Origin of the sequence: Flavobacterium nitratireducens (assembly GCF_029625335.1) — a bacterium.
Taxonomy (GTDB): Bacteria; Bacteroidota; Bacteroidia; order Flavobacteriales; family Flavobacteriaceae; genus Flavobacterium; species Flavobacterium nitratireducens.
Genome location: NZ_CP121111.1, coordinates 127,828 through 142,526 on the forward strand (window position 1 = coordinate 127,828; position 14,699 = coordinate 142,526).

13 protein-coding genes and 1 pseudogene are annotated in these 14,699 nt (G+C 34.2%); 1 reads left to right on the top strand and 13 read right to left on the bottom strand.

All coding sequences use genetic code 11. The annotated features are described in order from the left end of the window. Positions 1–15: 15 nt before the first annotated feature. From P5P90_RS00625 to P5P90_RS00660, 8 genes and pseudogenes are all read right to left on the bottom strand, one after another. Complete coding sequence (locus tag P5P90_RS00625; protein ID WP_278035334.1) at positions 16–648, bottom strand: NAD(P)H-dependent oxidoreductase; 633 nt, start codon at positions 646–648, stop codon at positions 16–18. Positions 649–658: 10 nt separating this feature from the next. Further along, positions 659–1,114: a MarR family winged helix-turn-helix transcriptional regulator gene (locus P5P90_RS00630; RefSeq protein WP_278035335.1), complete on the bottom strand. Its 456-nt coding sequence runs from the start codon at positions 1,112–1,114 to the stop codon at positions 659–661. Positions 1,115–1,295: 181 nt separating this feature from the next. After that, a complete protein-coding gene (locus P5P90_RS00635; RefSeq protein ID WP_340696458.1) occupies positions 1,296–1,496 on the bottom strand; it encodes a chaperone modulator CbpM in 201 nt (66 codons plus the stop codon). A gap of 88 nt (positions 1,497–1,584) precedes the next feature. After that, a pseudogene (locus P5P90_RS00640) lies at positions 1,585–2,486 on the bottom strand (DnaJ C-terminal domain-containing protein). 239 nt (positions 2,487–2,725) lie between these two features. Beyond that, complete coding sequence (locus P5P90_RS00645; protein WP_278035336.1) at positions 2,726–4,966, bottom strand: cation:proton antiporter; 2,241 nt, start codon at positions 4,964–4,966, stop codon at positions 2,726–2,728. A 144-nt stretch (positions 4,967–5,110) separates the two neighbouring features. Further along, the gene (gene purB / locus P5P90_RS00650) at positions 5,111–6,457 is read right to left on the bottom strand and encodes an adenylosuccinate lyase (protein ID WP_278035337.1); all 1,347 of its coding nucleotides are present in this window, start codon (positions 6,455–6,457) and stop codon (positions 5,111–5,113) included. Positions 6,458–6,611: 154 nt separating this feature from the next. After that, entirely contained in the window at positions 6,612–7,307 is a 696-nt protein-coding gene (locus tag P5P90_RS00655) for an SIR2 family NAD-dependent protein deacylase (protein ID WP_278035338.1), read from the bottom strand. 1 nt (position 7,308) lies between these two features. After that, positions 7,309–7,830, bottom strand: a complete 522-nt coding sequence (locus tag P5P90_RS00660; protein ID WP_278035339.1) for a GNAT family N-acetyltransferase — start codon at positions 7,828–7,830, stop codon at positions 7,309–7,311. A 119-nt stretch (positions 7,831–7,949) separates the two neighbouring features. Between P5P90_RS00660 and P5P90_RS00665 the strand changes: the two genes are divergently transcribed. After that, positions 7,950–8,615: a TrmH family RNA methyltransferase gene (locus P5P90_RS00665; protein WP_278035340.1), complete on the top strand. Its 666-nt coding sequence runs from the start codon at positions 7,950–7,952 to the stop codon at positions 8,613–8,615. A gap of 166 nt (positions 8,616–8,781) precedes the next feature. Here the strand turns inward: P5P90_RS00665 and P5P90_RS00670 are convergent, their stop codons facing one another. The 5 genes from P5P90_RS00670 to P5P90_RS00690 all read right to left on the bottom strand — a co-directional run bounded on the left by P5P90_RS00670 (position 8,782) and on the right by P5P90_RS00690 (position 14,692). Then, positions 8,782–10,395 carry a PepSY-associated TM helix domain-containing protein gene (locus P5P90_RS00670; RefSeq protein ID WP_278035341.1) on the bottom strand — a complete coding sequence of 538 codons (1,614 nt, stop codon included), beginning with the start codon at positions 10,393–10,395 and terminating at the stop codon, positions 8,782–8,784. 74 nt (positions 10,396–10,469) lie between these two features. Further along, on the bottom strand, positions 10,470–12,629 hold the full coding sequence (locus P5P90_RS00675) for a TonB-dependent receptor (RefSeq protein WP_278035342.1): 2,160 nt from the start codon (positions 12,627–12,629) through the stop codon (positions 10,470–10,472). 90 nt (positions 12,630–12,719) lie between these two features. Further along, complete coding sequence (locus tag P5P90_RS00680) at positions 12,720–13,097, bottom strand: hypothetical protein (protein WP_278035343.1); 378 nt, start codon at positions 13,095–13,097, stop codon at positions 12,720–12,722. Positions 13,098–13,329: 232 nt separating this feature from the next. Then, positions 13,330–13,791, bottom strand: a complete 462-nt coding sequence (locus P5P90_RS00685) for an outer membrane beta-barrel protein (RefSeq protein ID WP_278035344.1) — start codon at positions 13,789–13,791, stop codon at positions 13,330–13,332. Between the two features lie 532 nt (positions 13,792–14,323). After that, positions 14,324–14,692, bottom strand: coding sequence for a hypothetical protein (locus P5P90_RS00690; RefSeq protein ID WP_278035345.1), 369 nt, complete (start codon positions 14,690–14,692; stop codon positions 14,324–14,326). Positions 14,693–14,699 lie beyond the last annotated feature (7 nt).

Consider the following 14,699-nt stretch of genomic DNA (forward strand, 5'->3'; position numbering starts at 1 on the left):
GATTTTAATTAATAATTATAAAGTGATAAATAATTCTTGTTCTGATTTTCTAACTTTTGGATAATGTTGCGTTGTGTCTTCCTCGTGTCTATAACCCAAAGTTGCAATTAGCGAAGCGTTTAACCCTAATTTGTCTAAACCTAAAATTTCATTTACTTGAGTAGGATCAAAACCTTCCATAGGTGTTACATCAATTTTTAAATCGGCTGCTGCATTCAATAAGTTACCCATCGCTAAATAGGTTTGTTTTGAAGTCCAAACATTCTTAGTTTCTTCAGGTAAAGTTAGTATTTTAGATTTCATAAAATCGCCAAATCCTACTAATGTATCCACAGGAATATTTCTTGTAGCACTCATATTATTGATGTAGCTGTCGATAGATTGTTCGGCTAAATTAGTTTCATTAGCAAAAACGATAAGATGTGAAGCATCAACAATTTGGGATTGTCCCCAAGCCGCTGGTTGAATTTTAGCTCTCAATTCTGAATTTTCAACAATGATTACTTTGTAAGGTTGTAATCCGTAAGACGAAGAGCTTAAACGAATGGCTTCTTTTAAAATGTTTAAATCTTGATTTGATATTTTTTTAGTTGCATCAAATTTCTTTGTTGCATATCTCCAATTTTGATTTTCTATAAAGGTATTCATGATAATATATTTATTGATTTCTGTATTTTTCTAATAGTTCATTTAATTGTTCCAATTCTTCTTTACACAGATTTGTTGTCAAAGCATTTTCGTGAGCAGTTACTTTAGGGTCTAATTCAGATAGAACATTTAGCCCTTTTTGAGTAATTGCAACTTCAATTTTACGTCTGTTGTCTGGGCAAACGTTTCTAGTAACTAATTCTTTTAATAATAGCTTATCTACCAGTCTTGTTGTGTTACTTGTTTTGGCAATCATTCGTTCTTGAATGACACACATATTAGCTGGATTCCCTTTTTGACCTCTTAGGATTCGTAATACATTGTATTGTTCTCCAGATAAATCATAAGGTTTTAAAACTTCATTAAATTTTTCATTCAAAATATTGCAGGTGTACATGATATTGAGAATAATTTTCTTTGAAAGGTCTAATGCGACCGTACTTTTTATTTCATCTTCAATTTTCATTCCAATGCTTTTTTTATTTGTTGATACAAATGTAACACTTTTTTTATTTGTATATACAAATATTACCATTGAAAATTTCATATTTTTTTGTTAAGATTTTAACAATAGGCTGTGATTGCCTTATTTTATGGGGATTTGTGTTATTAGTTAAAAAAAGTTTTTATTGGATTACTTGATGAAATTAATTTTCATAAAGTAGCAATCTGTTTCTAACTCTTAGTAATTCAGCTTGTAAAGCATCGATTTTTTGCAGTAAATTAAGGACAACATCAATTCCTTCAATGTTAACTTGTAGTTCTTTGTGCATACGAACAATTTTTTCAATTTCATAAATAGATTCTTTATGAACATATTGAATGTTGTCTACAAACTGAATTTCAATTAGGCCATTTTCGTCAAGTGTGTTAAAAAACTCATCTCAAGTTTGTAATGTTGGCATAAGGTATTTATTGGGATAAAATTTTCGGTATTCATGATGTTTTTAGTTTAGAAAGTTCTGTAAATAATTCTAATTCTCTTGGAGTAAGCTTTGTAGGGATGGCTATTTGAAAGCTAATGTACAAATCGCCAAAAGCGCCTTCTTTTTTATATACAGGAAAGCCTTTTCCTTTCAGTTTTACCTTCGTTCCATTTTGGGTACCTGGAGGGATAGTAAGTTTAGCTTTTCCGTCAAAAGTAGCTACGGTAATTTCTCCTCCTAAAATGGCTTTATACAAGTCGAGCTCTACGGTAGTGTATAAATTGTCTTTATCGCGTTTAAAATCAGCTTGACTATTTATTGTAAATGTAATGTACAAATCTCCTTTAGGTCCTCCGTTTTTTCCTTCGCCACCATGTCCAGCAATTTTAATAGTTTGTCCGTTTTCGATACCTGCTGGAATCGTAAACCGAATAGTGTTGCCATTAATAGTAATCGTTTTTTTATGAGTAGTGTAGGCTTCTTTTAAATCAAGTTGGAGTTCGGCTGTGAAATCCTGTCCTTTAAAAGGATGAGTAGAAGTGCGACTTTTTCCTCTGCTACCAAAAAGTGATTCAAAGAAATCCGAATAATCGTCGCTAGCGTCTCTGCCATAGCTATTAAAATCTTCTTGAGGCCCACTGGTATTGTAATAGCGTTGTCCTTGATGTGCTTTTTCATATTCAGCGGCATGCTCCCAGTGTTCGCCGTAAGCATCGTATTTTTTTCTTTTTCAGGATTGCTTAATACTTCATTTGCTTCGTTAACTTCTTTGAATTTTTTCTCCGCTTCTTTGTCATTCGGATTGATGTCGGGATGGTATTTACGGGCTAATTTTCGATAGGCCTTTTTAATATCAGCTTCAGTAGCATTTTTTTCTACTTCTAACACTTTGTAATAATCTATAAATGCCATAATAAATTGATTTTATAATTATTAATGGGTTAGTTTTTTTAAAAGAAATCACAATTAAAAGGGTTTAAATAAGTGCGACTTAGTACTATAAATTTAGTTAAAATTTAGGTGATATTGGATAGATTGACGGTGTTTTTTTAATTGCTAATGCTGGGCTGGTTGGAATTACAAGAGGTAAAAAAAAATGCCTGAAAAGCAATTCTTCAGGCATTTTCTATTTTATATTCTTTGTAAAAGACTTATTCTTTGAACAATTCGGCCATTAATTTTTTACTTCCTACAATCCAAAGCAAATCATTTTTCTCTAAAATGATATTAGATTCTGGATTTAAGATTCGATTTCCTTTGCGTTCAATGCTAACCACTAAACCATGAGTGCGTTCTCTAAGTTTTGATTGGCCAACAGTTTGACCAATGAATTCTTCATTCTTTAATTGAATTTGGCGTAAAATTATTTCGTCAGGAACTATTTTTTTAGGAATTTCTACCTCGTGTTGTTTTAAAAAGTTCGCAAATTCTTTTACTTGCGCATCTGAACCTATCACGCAAATTTCATCTCCGGGAAATATACGTTCGGTTTTATTGGGAATTTGAATCACAATTTCACCACGTTTAATATAAGCGATGTTCACACCTAATAATTCCCTCATTTTAATTTCGCGTAATGTTTTTCCAGCTAAATTGGATTCTTTTGAAATTTCAAATGTTGTCATGTGGCCATCCCAGGAAGTCAAATAGGCATAATGACGGTCTATCTTTTTTTCTTCTCTATCATTAAGGTTTGTAAGGAAATGACTTTCTATTTTGTGATATTGTTCGTGTAATTTTTTAGGGAAAAGCAAATAAATAACAATGGCGATAATTAAAGCAAAAAAGGCAATTACAGGGGAGAAAAAGATGTTAAGTAAGAATCCAATATAGAAAACGGCCAATGCCATTCGGAAAAAGAATAGCATTAAAATAGGTCCTCGGTATCTTTTTTCTTCAAATAACAAGTCAACTTCTTTTACAGCAACTCTTCTAAGGGAGAGCGCCCATAAGAAAGGTGAAATAATAACTATTGTAATTAAAGCCGCAATTGCATTTCCAAATTTAGAATTTTCTACTAATGGCAATACAAATTTAGACGACATCAAAATGACTGAAGTGATGATAATAGTGTGTAAAAGGATTTGTACTAAATGGGCACGAATAACCACTTGCCAGGTACTTACAGATCGAATGGCTTGAGCATTGGAGCTATAACGGGCAATTCTTTTGGTCCATTTTCGAGGTAATTCTCGTTCTAAAAACACCGAAAATGGGACAGCCATTTTAATCATAAATGGGGTAGTAAATGTGGTTACAGCCGAAACAGCAACTACTACGGGATAAAGGAAATCACTAGTTACATTCATTGTCATGCCCAGTGTGGCGATGATAAAAGAGAATTCGCCTATTTGGGATAAACTCATTCCTGTTTGAACCGATTGTTTAAGTGGTTGTCCAGAAATGATAGCACCAATTGTAGAGCTAATAGATTGTCCAAAAATGGTAACAAAAGTCAAAATAACCACTGGAATAGCATACTCGTACAAAGTATGAGGGTTGATTAGCATACCTACCGATACAAAAAATACGGCTCCAAATAAATCCTTTACAGGTTTGATTAAATGTTCGATATGTTCTGCATGTGTTGTTTCGGCTATGATAGAACCCATAATAAAAGCACCTAATGCAGGTGAAAAACCTACGTTTGATGCAAGTATTACCATCATTAAACACAAAGCCAATGATAGAATCAACAGCATTTCGTCGGTGAGTAGATGCTTTGTTTTTTTTAATAAAGTAGGAATGAAAAAAATCCCCCCCACAAACCAAGCAATTAAGAAGAAGCCTAATTTAAAAACCGACATAATTAATTCGCTTCCCGAAAATTGTTGACTAACCGCAACTGTAGATAATAATACCATCATTAAGATGGCTACAATGTCTTGTACAATAAGGGAGCCAATTACAATTCCAGCAAATTGTTGGGCTTTTACTTTTAATTCATCAAATGTTTTTAAAATAATAGTGGTGGAGGAAATAGAAAGAATTACGCCTAAGAATATAGAATCCATTTGCTTCCAGCCCATCCATTTTCCGACCAGAAAACCCACTAATACCATGGTGATAATTTGAGTAATAGCTGTTATTGAGGCCGTTCCGCCTACTTTCATTAACTTTTTGAAGCTAAATTCAAGTCCTAAACTAAATAATAAAATGATAACCCCAATTTCTGCCCAAACTTCAACACTGTGTACATCTTTAACAGATGGGAAAAAATCAAAATGGTTTCCTGCTAAAAATCCAGCAATCAAATAGCCAAGAACTAGTGGTTGTTTAATTTTTTTAAACAGCAAAACAGCAATACCAGCCGTCATAAGGATTAATCCTAAGTCACTAATTAAGGGTTTTAGATGTTGGGTTGCTTCTGCAACTGTGGCAACTGTACTCATATATGATTGTTTTTTGCAATAGTGCTAAAAATACTAAAAGCAGTTTTGATGTGCAATTTTAGTGTGCAATTAACATAGATTTATAAAAAAATCCCGTCCTGAAAATTATCGGGACGGGACTTGGTATAGATTGATGTGCAATAATTAAATCCCAATAAAATTACTTGGAGTAATTTGTAATAATTCAGCTTTGATAGCATCAGAAACGTCTAATGTACCAATGAATTCATGGATTGATTTTTTAGTAATCACCTCATTTGTTCTTGTTAAACCTTTTAATGCTTCGTAAGGATTTGGATAGGCCTCACGACGTAAAATCGTTTGGATTGCTTCCGCTACTACCGCCCAGTTGTTTTCTAAATCTTCGTGGAATTTAGCTTCGTTTAATAACAATTTATTCAATCCTTTTAAAGTTGCTTCAAAAGCAATGATGGTATGTCCCATTGGCACCCCTATATTTCTTAAAACGGTACTATCAGTCAAGTCACGTTGTAATCTTGAAATAGGCAATTTAGCCGATAAGTGTTCGAAAATAGCGTTAGCAATTCCAAGGTTTCCTTCTGAATTTTCAAAATCAATAGGGTTTACTTTATGTGGCATTGCTGAAGAGCCAATTTCTCCTGCTTTGATTTTTTGCTTAAAATATTCCATTGAAACATAGGTCCAGATATCACGATCTAAGTCAATGATGATATTGTTGATACGTTTTAAAGTGTCAAAAAAGGCTGCAAAATGATCGTAGTGCTCAATTTGAGTCGTTGGGAATGAATGGTGTAAACCTAAATTTTCTTCTACGAATTTAGTTCCAAATTGCTTCCAGTCAATTTGTGGGTAAGCTACGTGGTGTGCATTGTAGTTTCCTGTTGCTCCACCAAATTTAGCAGCAAATGGAACATTGAATAACAAACGCATTTGCTCTTCAATTCGCTCTACAAAAACAGTGATTTCCTTTCCTAAACGAGTAGGAGAGGCTGGTTGTCCGTGAGTACGAGCAAGCATAGGAACAGCCGCCCATTCTGTAGCCAACTCTTTTAATTTAGCAATCACCGCAATTAACGAAGGCATGTACACTTTTTCAAAAGCTTCTTTTGTAGAAAGCGGAATAGCCGTGTTGTTGATATCTTGAGAAGTTAATCCAAAGTGGATAAACTCTTTGTGTTCCGATAAACCTAATTTTTCAAAAGCATCTTTGATAAAATACTCTACCGCTTTAACGTCGTGATTAGTAACTTTCTCTGTTTCTTTAATCCAAAGGGCATCTTCAGTAGAAAAGTTTTTGTAGATATTGCGTAAACTGTCAAATAAATTTGGGTTTACATTTTTTAATTGTGGCAAAGGCACTTCGCACAGCGCAATAAAATATTCAATTTCTACCAAAACACGGTACTTGATTAGTGCTTCTTCAGAGAAAAAAGGGGCTAATGAAAGGGTTTTATTTCTATATCTTCCATCAATAGGAGAGATAGCATTCAATTCGTTTAAAGTCGTCATCGTTGTATTATGCTAATAGAGTTGTTATTTAGTCCGTGATACAAAGTTGTATTTTGGTGCTATTTTTTTGAAAGGCACAAATATAATGAGAAGTTAGAAGTTAGCCGTTAGAAGTTAGAAGTTTTTTGCCATTTAGTTGTATTTTTTCCTCTTTTTATTGGAATTGCGCTAATAATTGGTTTTTTAAAAGCGGAACACCTTCCGAGGCTACCATCGGAATTGTTTTTAGTGAATTTCTTAAGTTAGGAATTGCAATGGGATTGGGGTCTATATAAAAAATAGGGGTTTTGGCTGAAACATAATCTAGCAGTCCTGCTGCAGGATAAACCTGCAAAGAGGTTCCAATAACAGCAAAATAATCTGCCCCTTCCGTAATCGCTATGGCTTCTTCAAAAGCAGGAACAGCCTCACCAAACCAAACAATATGGGGGCGTAACTGATGATTGAAGCTGTCTACATTGCCTAAATTCAGATCGCCCTCCCAGTCTAAAATGTATTTTGGATTTTTGGTGCTTCTCACTTTTCGAAGTTCACCATGCAAATGCAGTACTTTTTTACTTCCTGCACGTTCGTGCAAATCATCTACATTTTGAGTAATGATATGTACGTCAAAATGAATTTGAAGTTGCGCTAGTTCGCGATGTCCTAAATTGGGTTTGACATCATTAAGTTGGCGTCTGCGCTGATTGTAAAAATCCAGAACCAATTCGGGATTTTTTTGCCATCCTTCTGGCGAAGCTACTTCCATAACATCATGTCCTTCCCAGAGCCCATCGCTATCTCTGAAAGTTTTAATGCCACTTTCGGCACTGATTCCTGCTCCGGTAAGTATTACTAACTTTTTCTTCATTTTATTTTAAGATTAATTTCATCAGTAAATCGGTTTGTTCATCATTGCCTAATTTAAAAAGATGTTTGTCAAATTCAATAAAACCATTCTTTTTATAAAAATTTAAGGCTCTGTGATTTTCTTCCCAAACGCCTAACCAAAGATAATTTAAGTTGTGAATTTTAGCTATTTGTAATGCCTGATTGTATAATAACTGGCCAATTTTAGCACCGTGAAATTCTTTTAAAACATAGATGCGTTCTATTTCCAGACCATTTTCGTCTTTAAGTTCAGTTTGTGCTTTAGCAAAATTTACTTTTAGATATCCAAGAGGTTCCTTGTTAAGAATGGCAAAGTAAAATTCAGAATTTGGATTTGATAATTCAGAAGTAAGCTTATTAATAGAAAATTTATCTTCTAAATATTGTTTCATGTTTTCTTCAGAATTCATTTCGGCAAAAGTTTCTAGAAATGTTTGTGTCCCTATTTTTTGTAGTTGCTCTATTTCGGTAACTGTTACTTTTTTTATTTCTATCGCATCCATGTTTTGTTGTTTTTCTACGAATTTAGTTAAAGTTTTTTGATGATAGAAGTAAGCTATTCTTTTTGATTGAAATAGAAAAAAGATAAAAAATGTATTTTTGCGCCAAAATTTAGAGCATCATGATTGATTTAGATTACCTCGCTTACCTTGAAACCATAATAACTGACCATCGTAAAGAACGCTTTCTGGAAGTTTTAGAAAACCGAACCAAGCATTTTACTGTTGCGGTAGAAGATGTGTATCAGTTGCATAATACCTCTGCAGTAATGCGTAGTTGCGAGGTTTTTGGAATCCAGGAATTGAATGTAATCGAGCAGCGTTTTGGAAAACGAATTGATACTCAAATTGCTATGGGGGCTCAAAAATGGGTAGATATCATCCGTCATGATTCGGTAAAGGGCTGTATCACTTCTTTAAAAGAGAAAGGCTACCAAATTATCGCTACCACACCGCATGAACAAGATTGTACGCTGGAAAAATTTGATATCAGCAAACCAAGCGCAATCTTTTTTGGAACAGAAAAAGAAGGTCTTTCGGAAGAAGTGATGCAAAATGCGGATGGTTTTTTAAAAATTCCAATGGTAGGTTTTACTGAAAGTTTGAATATTTCAGTTTCGGCAGCTATTATTATTCAGGATTTAACTAATAGACTACGACGTTCGGATATCGATTGGAAATTGACCGAAGAGGAGATTTTACAAAAGCGTTTGGATTGGTCCCGAAATTCGATTCGAAATATCAAAGGAATTGAAGCGAGGTATTATGATGAGAATCCTAGAGAATAGTTTTGCTTAACCGCAAATTACTTTTACTGTCATAATTTGCTATAGTTTAAAATTAACCGCAAAGATTGCAAAGTTTTACGCAAAGTTAGCAAAGCTTTGTGTCCTTTGCGTTTTCACAACACAACTTACAAAAAAACTCAGCGAACTTTGCGGTAAAAATATATTTCTATTTCTTTATAAACATGATTAATCCCAACACGCTTACAATTAAAATACAAAGTGCAGCCAGAACCATCGATAAATCGCGGATATTTTTTCCGGCCCAATCCATAAAAAGGAATTTGTGGAATATGGCAAAAGAATAACCTTCAAGCATATCTGAACTTTTCACTTTGGCAGCCAGTCGTGAAGAGGACGTTTCTATGAAATAAGTGGTTTTTTCAGGAGTGTCATACGCTAATTTTACAACAGGTAAACGCTTGTTTACAAACCCATATTCTCTGCTTTCAAAATCAGTTATTAGTTTCGATTCTACTAATTTTACGTTTTCTAATGAAGTTTCGGCTTCTTCTGGAATTTCAGGATTCATCATTTCGCAACAAGGGGCTTTTGGAGCGCCATCGGTAAAATAATAGGCCAAAAAATCGGCGTATTGGAAATCTAAATTTGGAGCAATTTTGTTCGTTGTTGCGTTAATATAAACTACTTCCGTTTTTGGAGCGTCCATTTTGTTCCATTTCGAATTGGAATCGAACTTTGGTTTTTTGAATTTGCTTTTCGTTTTTTCTTCTAATTGGCAACGGTAATAAATACTATCATTGAAAGCAATTAAACTCGCATTTTGAAAACGGTTCCAGTCGATATTCAGTTTTGTATTTGCTAGAGTAATATCCGAAGTTTTAAAAGTAGGCTCGTATACCATTTGCGAAAGCGTATACGGATCCCATTTGGTTGTGGCGTGATAAGCTCCGCTAAAAGCAAAAGTCAGCGTAAATAAGGAAATCCAAATTCCGATTTGACGGTGGTATTTTCGAATTCCTTTTTTAGGTTGCAAGCTATCGGCTTTTTTGAATTGTTTCCACAAAAAGCCATAAATTAGGATTCCACTAATGGCTGAAAATCCAATGATGGACAACAAGAAAATCATCGTAATGATACGAATGCTGTTGTTGCTAATAGCATCTATAAACGACCAGTTGTGAAAGGTATCAAAGAACCAGATGAAAAATTGTCTGGAAGTAGGATTAAAAGTAGCCAACTTACTGGAGGATGTTTCAACATAGATTTCCATCCCGTCTGGACGGTCAAAACTCAGTTTGTAAACCGGTAAATAACGGTTCACATATTTGTATTGACGGTCAAATTCGGTGATGAGTTCGCTCTTTTTTACGGCATTTTTTTGATCATCCAGAAAATAGCGGGATAAGTATTCTGCATAGATAAGGTCTCCGTTTTCAAGTTCTTTTCCATTCGAAGCATTAAAATAATGCAAATCACCAATGCTATTTTTGACTTGGTAATACGTGGTATTATTGAAAGTAACAATTCGGAAGTTTCTAAATTGTTTTATGTTGTTTTGGTTTAACACTTCCTGAAGGGATAATCCTAAATCTGTTGGTTTTACGTTTTGGATTTCCAGTTTTTCATGGGCAATTTCAGGTTTAAAAAATGAGCCATAAAAGGATGCATCAAACCTGATAATGTCCATAAAATAACCGGGATAATGGTAATGATTCCAATGATTCTGTGCCATTGGTACATATGCTGTTTGATTTTTTTGACTAATTTGGAGTCTTTCTTTTTGTTGTTTTTCTTGCTCATTGTTGAGGTTTTTAACCATTAAAGAATTAAGATTATTAAGCCTGAAACTTGAAAATTTCTTAACCTCTTAATGGTTTATTTTATCTTGTTCAATTATTTTTTTAGGCAAAGGCTGTATTGAATTCCGACTAAAAAAGTCCTTGGAGCTGCGGCAACATAGGTAGTTTGTGCATTGGCTGTATTTCCTCTCGATAAATTATACGCATACAATTTATCCGTTAGATTCATTATATTTCCGTAGATTTCGATATTGTGGTATTTGTAACCAAAACGAGTATTAAAAATATCATAACCTTTGTATTTAGCCGTGTTGATTTGGTTTTGGTAATAACTTCCTACCGATTGCCATTCGATAGCAGTTCTGAAATTGGGTAACCAATTTGGGTAATAACTCACTTCGGAATTTCCACTCCATCTGGGAGCCTGAGGCATTTCATAACCTCCTAAATTTTGCAAAGCATCAGCAGAGTTGTCCGAAAGTTGGAAATCAATATAACGGTGTTTGGCTACAGTTCCGCCCATGCGGATATTCCATTGCGTATTTGGACGGAAATTGAAACCCAATTCAATTCCTTTATGGTTCGTTTTCCCTGCAGAGCGATAATCGGTGGAGCTGTCTTCCAAGCGAACACTTAGCAATTCGTTTTTGCCATCCATATAATAAAAAGCGTAGTCAAGAGTAAGTTTGTTGCTTATTAAATTCATCCATCCGCCTAATTCGTAATTTTCAAAAGTGGCTGGTTTTAAATTGTAATAAAACGCAGCAGGAACTCCTGTACTGCCACCAGTACCCGATTTGGCTCTGAAAATAGAAGTGATATTAGGAGGCGAAAATCCCTGTGAATAGTTGCCGTAAAAACCAGCATTCTTGATTGGGTTGTAATTTACTCCCGTTTTAAAAGTGAATTTATTGTAGTTTTTATTTCCTGTCGAAAGGTCTAAGGCGTTTTCGTAATTGATCTTCATCGCATCATAACGAGCTCCTACGTTAAAAGTCAATTCTTCAATTGGGCTAAAGCTAAATTGTTTAAAAATGGCCGTATTGTAGATATTGGCTGTGTAATTGGCTAGTTTGGTTTCAGGCTGTTCCGCTACAATTTCGTACTTATTTACCGTTTGTTGACCTGGCGTTCCTGGATTTAAAGTTGCTTTCAGATTGATTAAATACGACCAATATGTTACTGGCGAATAATCGTATAAGGCGCCACTGACCATGGTTGTGTTCCAAAAATTGAATTTTTGAGTGTGTTGCCCTATAACACCATAACTTTTAAAGTTATTCGAATTTATTTCACCCGTTGCTGTAGTTGGGTTTTTGGTAGCGCTCCATCGGATTCCATAAGAAGGATTCTGACCTAATTTATTATCACGGAGGTAAACGGTTACATATGAATTCGCATTGGGATTCCAATCGTGTTCTAAGGTTAATCTCGTACGTAAAGCATCCGATTTTCGATAGGTAAAATCAGAAGTGCTTTTATAGCTTCTGTTGTAAAAATCGGTTTCATTGACACCACCACTCATATCCGAATAGTATTTTCCAATCATGGTGTTACTAATCAAACGGGTTTTGTCGTTGATGTTGTAATCGACTCTGATGTTTAGATTGTCTTTGTTATAATCAGAATAGGTCATCCAAGAATTCTCCTGAAGACTTGAAATTCCAGCAATGTGAAACCCAATTTTACCCAGAGTAGCTCCAGCGGCAGCCTGAATTCTTTTATAGCCCCATTGGTCGGCTTGAAGGCCAAATTTAAACGTAGGATAAAAAGAAGGTTTTTGCGAAATCAAATTGACTGTTCCGCCTACCGCTTCTGGTCCGTATAAAGAAGAAACAGGCCCTTTTACGACTTCAATACTTTCCAAATTGAATTGGTTGATTTCTAATAAGGCATTGTGATTAAAAATTCCCAAAGGACGAATTGGCAAACCGTCTTCCAAATACAAATAATAGGCATTGGTAGTCATGGGCTGGCGAATTGCCATCATGTTTTGTTCGTTGCCTAAATTTACCATTAAAACTCCAGGCGTTTTATTGATGATTTCGTAAGCCGCAACCGCTTTGGTTTCGTTGATAGTTTTAGCGGATAGTTTACTAATGGCAACAGGAGTTTCTCTGCGTTTAGTTTCTGTACGATTGGCCGTAATAAAAACGTCGTCTAATTTTTCAACATTTGTAGTATCGATTTTGCTTTTGTTTTGCGCAACAGCAAATTGGCTTATAGCAAATAAAGCCAAGAATATATTTTTCATTTTGAATGATAATAAATTATGAATAACACGTTTTCCTTGGATATAGTCCAAGAAAATGCACTTCCATAAAGGAAAGAGCAGTACTAAAATTTATATCAAATAGGAAGGAGGTCGGAAAGAAGGAAGTGTTACCGAAACGGTTTTCTTTTCCAGTGTATAGCAATTTGGTTTTGCTACCAAATTGTTTTCAATTAAGGTATATTCGGCAACGGAAGGTGTAAGTACATAAACCAAATCGACTTTGTTGTCCAGATTGTTTTGCATTTTTCGTTCGTTGTCCTCATATTTTTTCAAGCTTTTTTGCAGTTCGCATCGACCGTTACAGGTATTGTCAACCAATTTACGTTGCACACAAATGGTTTTGGCAATTTCGTCCTGATGCAATTTGAATGAGGTATAAACAAAGAAGCTACCAAATGAAGGTAGTAATAAAAGTATCGAAAGTACTATGCTGAATAAGGTCTTCAAAAAGCGTTTTTTTGTTTACGGCTGCAAAAGTACAGATAAATATTTTTTCAGGACATTTTTTTAGCAGAAAAAAAACAATAGGAATAATCGCAACCTTGTCATACTGACGAAGGAAGTGTCTCATTAATTAATTCACAAAGTAATTTGCTCATCTTTGTCGGATTGCAAATCTGCTATCGGGACAGTGGATATCGAAAACTTTTCATGTCAACAGATGGAGTTTTTTATTTAGTTAAAAATCAGTACCAATACCAATTTTTAGGTCTATTCCACTTTGGGTATTGTTAAGACTAAAACCATCCCGATTGTATGCATAAATTTTACGATCATCGGTAGAAGATTTAAAAAGCATTGAAGTATAGCCAACTCCAACAAATGGAGTGAAATGTGAAAAATTAAGTTCTGTAAATATTTTAGGTTGTAGTTGATAGGAAGTAATTTTAAAATTTCCAGCAACATTATTCCGATCTCTATTTGACTTCAATATTCCTGCATTGAATGAAATTCCAAACTTAGTTTTTTTTGAATTGAGAACTCGGTATTTTATTCCTAAATCAATTACGCCATTAGAATTGTCTGAGATGAAATTGTGGCTAGATGGATTTTGAAAGCTCGCATCAGTGCTGAATCTGTAGTTTTGAGAAATGGATTTAGTTATGAATAATAAACAAAAGGCTAAAAGAAATTTTTTCATGGCAATGTTGTATGTTTTCGAAAATTTGAGTTGTTAAATTTTAATTTGTAGAGAGTATTTAGCTTATTGTTACCGGCACAAGCGTGACGCTTGCGCTAGCTGGGCTTAGCTTAATGAGATTGCTTCGCTATCGCTCGCAATGACTTGAACCGCTTACTGTGTCATTGCGAGGAACGAAGCAATCTTATCAAGTAATTCTACAAAGTATTTACTTATCGTTATGGGCACAGAATGCAATTCTGCTAACGTTTGTGTATATCCGTGCGATCGGGTTTCCAATTTATAAATGTTGTTTTAAAATAACTTTTCCCGCAATGTTGTCATTCCGAAGAATGAGGAATCTCATCAAGTAATTCTACAAAGTTGCTCTTCGTTGTGGGCACGGATTACAAATCCACGCAATCTGGGTCATTTTTCTATTCAAATACTTTTATAAACCCAATAGAATCCCAAACAGTTTTTCCTTTAACTAAGTTCCAACACTCCACTTTCATTTTTAAAGAGTCTTTAATTTTGGATTCTTTTAAATATACTATATTATAATCCCAATAGAATCAAATTTTTGTGATTCAATAAAGCTATAAGTAACTAAATTATGATTTGTTCTTTCAGTATGAGAAATTTGGAAAGGATATTTAGTTTTACCTAATTCAAAATTTGTTTTATCATAACTGAAATAGCCGTATTTATATCCTTTTTCTATATAAATATTAATTGAGTCAGAATGAATAGTATCACAATTTATATACGAAATAAATTTTAATTTTTTTTGAAAAGCATCTCTGTATTTTGACTCCCTAATGTCTCCCCAAGTATTTTTTCTAATTTTTTCTTTTACATAGCCATGATAGCCAATAAACCAGTTTAATGATGGTAATAAAAAATAATAGCAAATACCCAAAAAAAGA

Bases quoted from the DNA above. Each gene is read 5' to 3' on its own strand.
- P5P90_RS00625 (WP_278035334.1), bottom strand. From the start codon at position 648: ATGAATACCTTTATAGAAAATCAAAATTGGAGATATGCAACAAAGAAA.
- P5P90_RS00630 (WP_278035335.1), bottom strand. From the start codon at position 1,114: ATGAAAATTGAAGATGAAATAAAAAGTACGGTCGCATTAGACCTTTCA.
- P5P90_RS00645 (WP_278035336.1), bottom strand. From the start codon at position 4,966: ATGAGTACAGTTGCCACAGTTGCAGAAGCAACCCAACATCTAAAACCC.
- purB (WP_278035337.1), bottom strand. From the start codon at position 6,457: ATGACGACTTTAAACGAATTGAATGCTATCTCTCCTATTGATGGAAGA.
- P5P90_RS00655 (WP_278035338.1), bottom strand. From the start codon at position 7,307: ATGAAGAAAAAGTTAGTAATACTTACCGGAGCAGGAATCAGTGCCGAA.
- P5P90_RS00660 (WP_278035339.1), bottom strand. From the start codon at position 7,830: ATGGATGCGATAGAAATAAAAAAAGTAACAGTTACCGAAATAGAGCAA.
- P5P90_RS00665 (WP_278035340.1), top strand. From the start codon at position 7,950: ATGATTGATTTAGATTACCTCGCTTACCTTGAAACCATAATAACTGAC.
- P5P90_RS00670 (WP_278035341.1), bottom strand. From the start codon at position 10,395: ATGGTTAAAAACCTCAACAATGAGCAAGAAAAACAACAAAAAGAAAGA.
- P5P90_RS00675 (WP_278035342.1), bottom strand. From the start codon at position 12,629: ATGAAAAATATATTCTTGGCTTTATTTGCTATAAGCCAATTTGCTGTT.
- P5P90_RS00685 (WP_278035344.1), bottom strand. From the start codon at position 13,791: ATGAAAAAATTTCTTTTAGCCTTTTGTTTATTATTCATAACTAAATCC.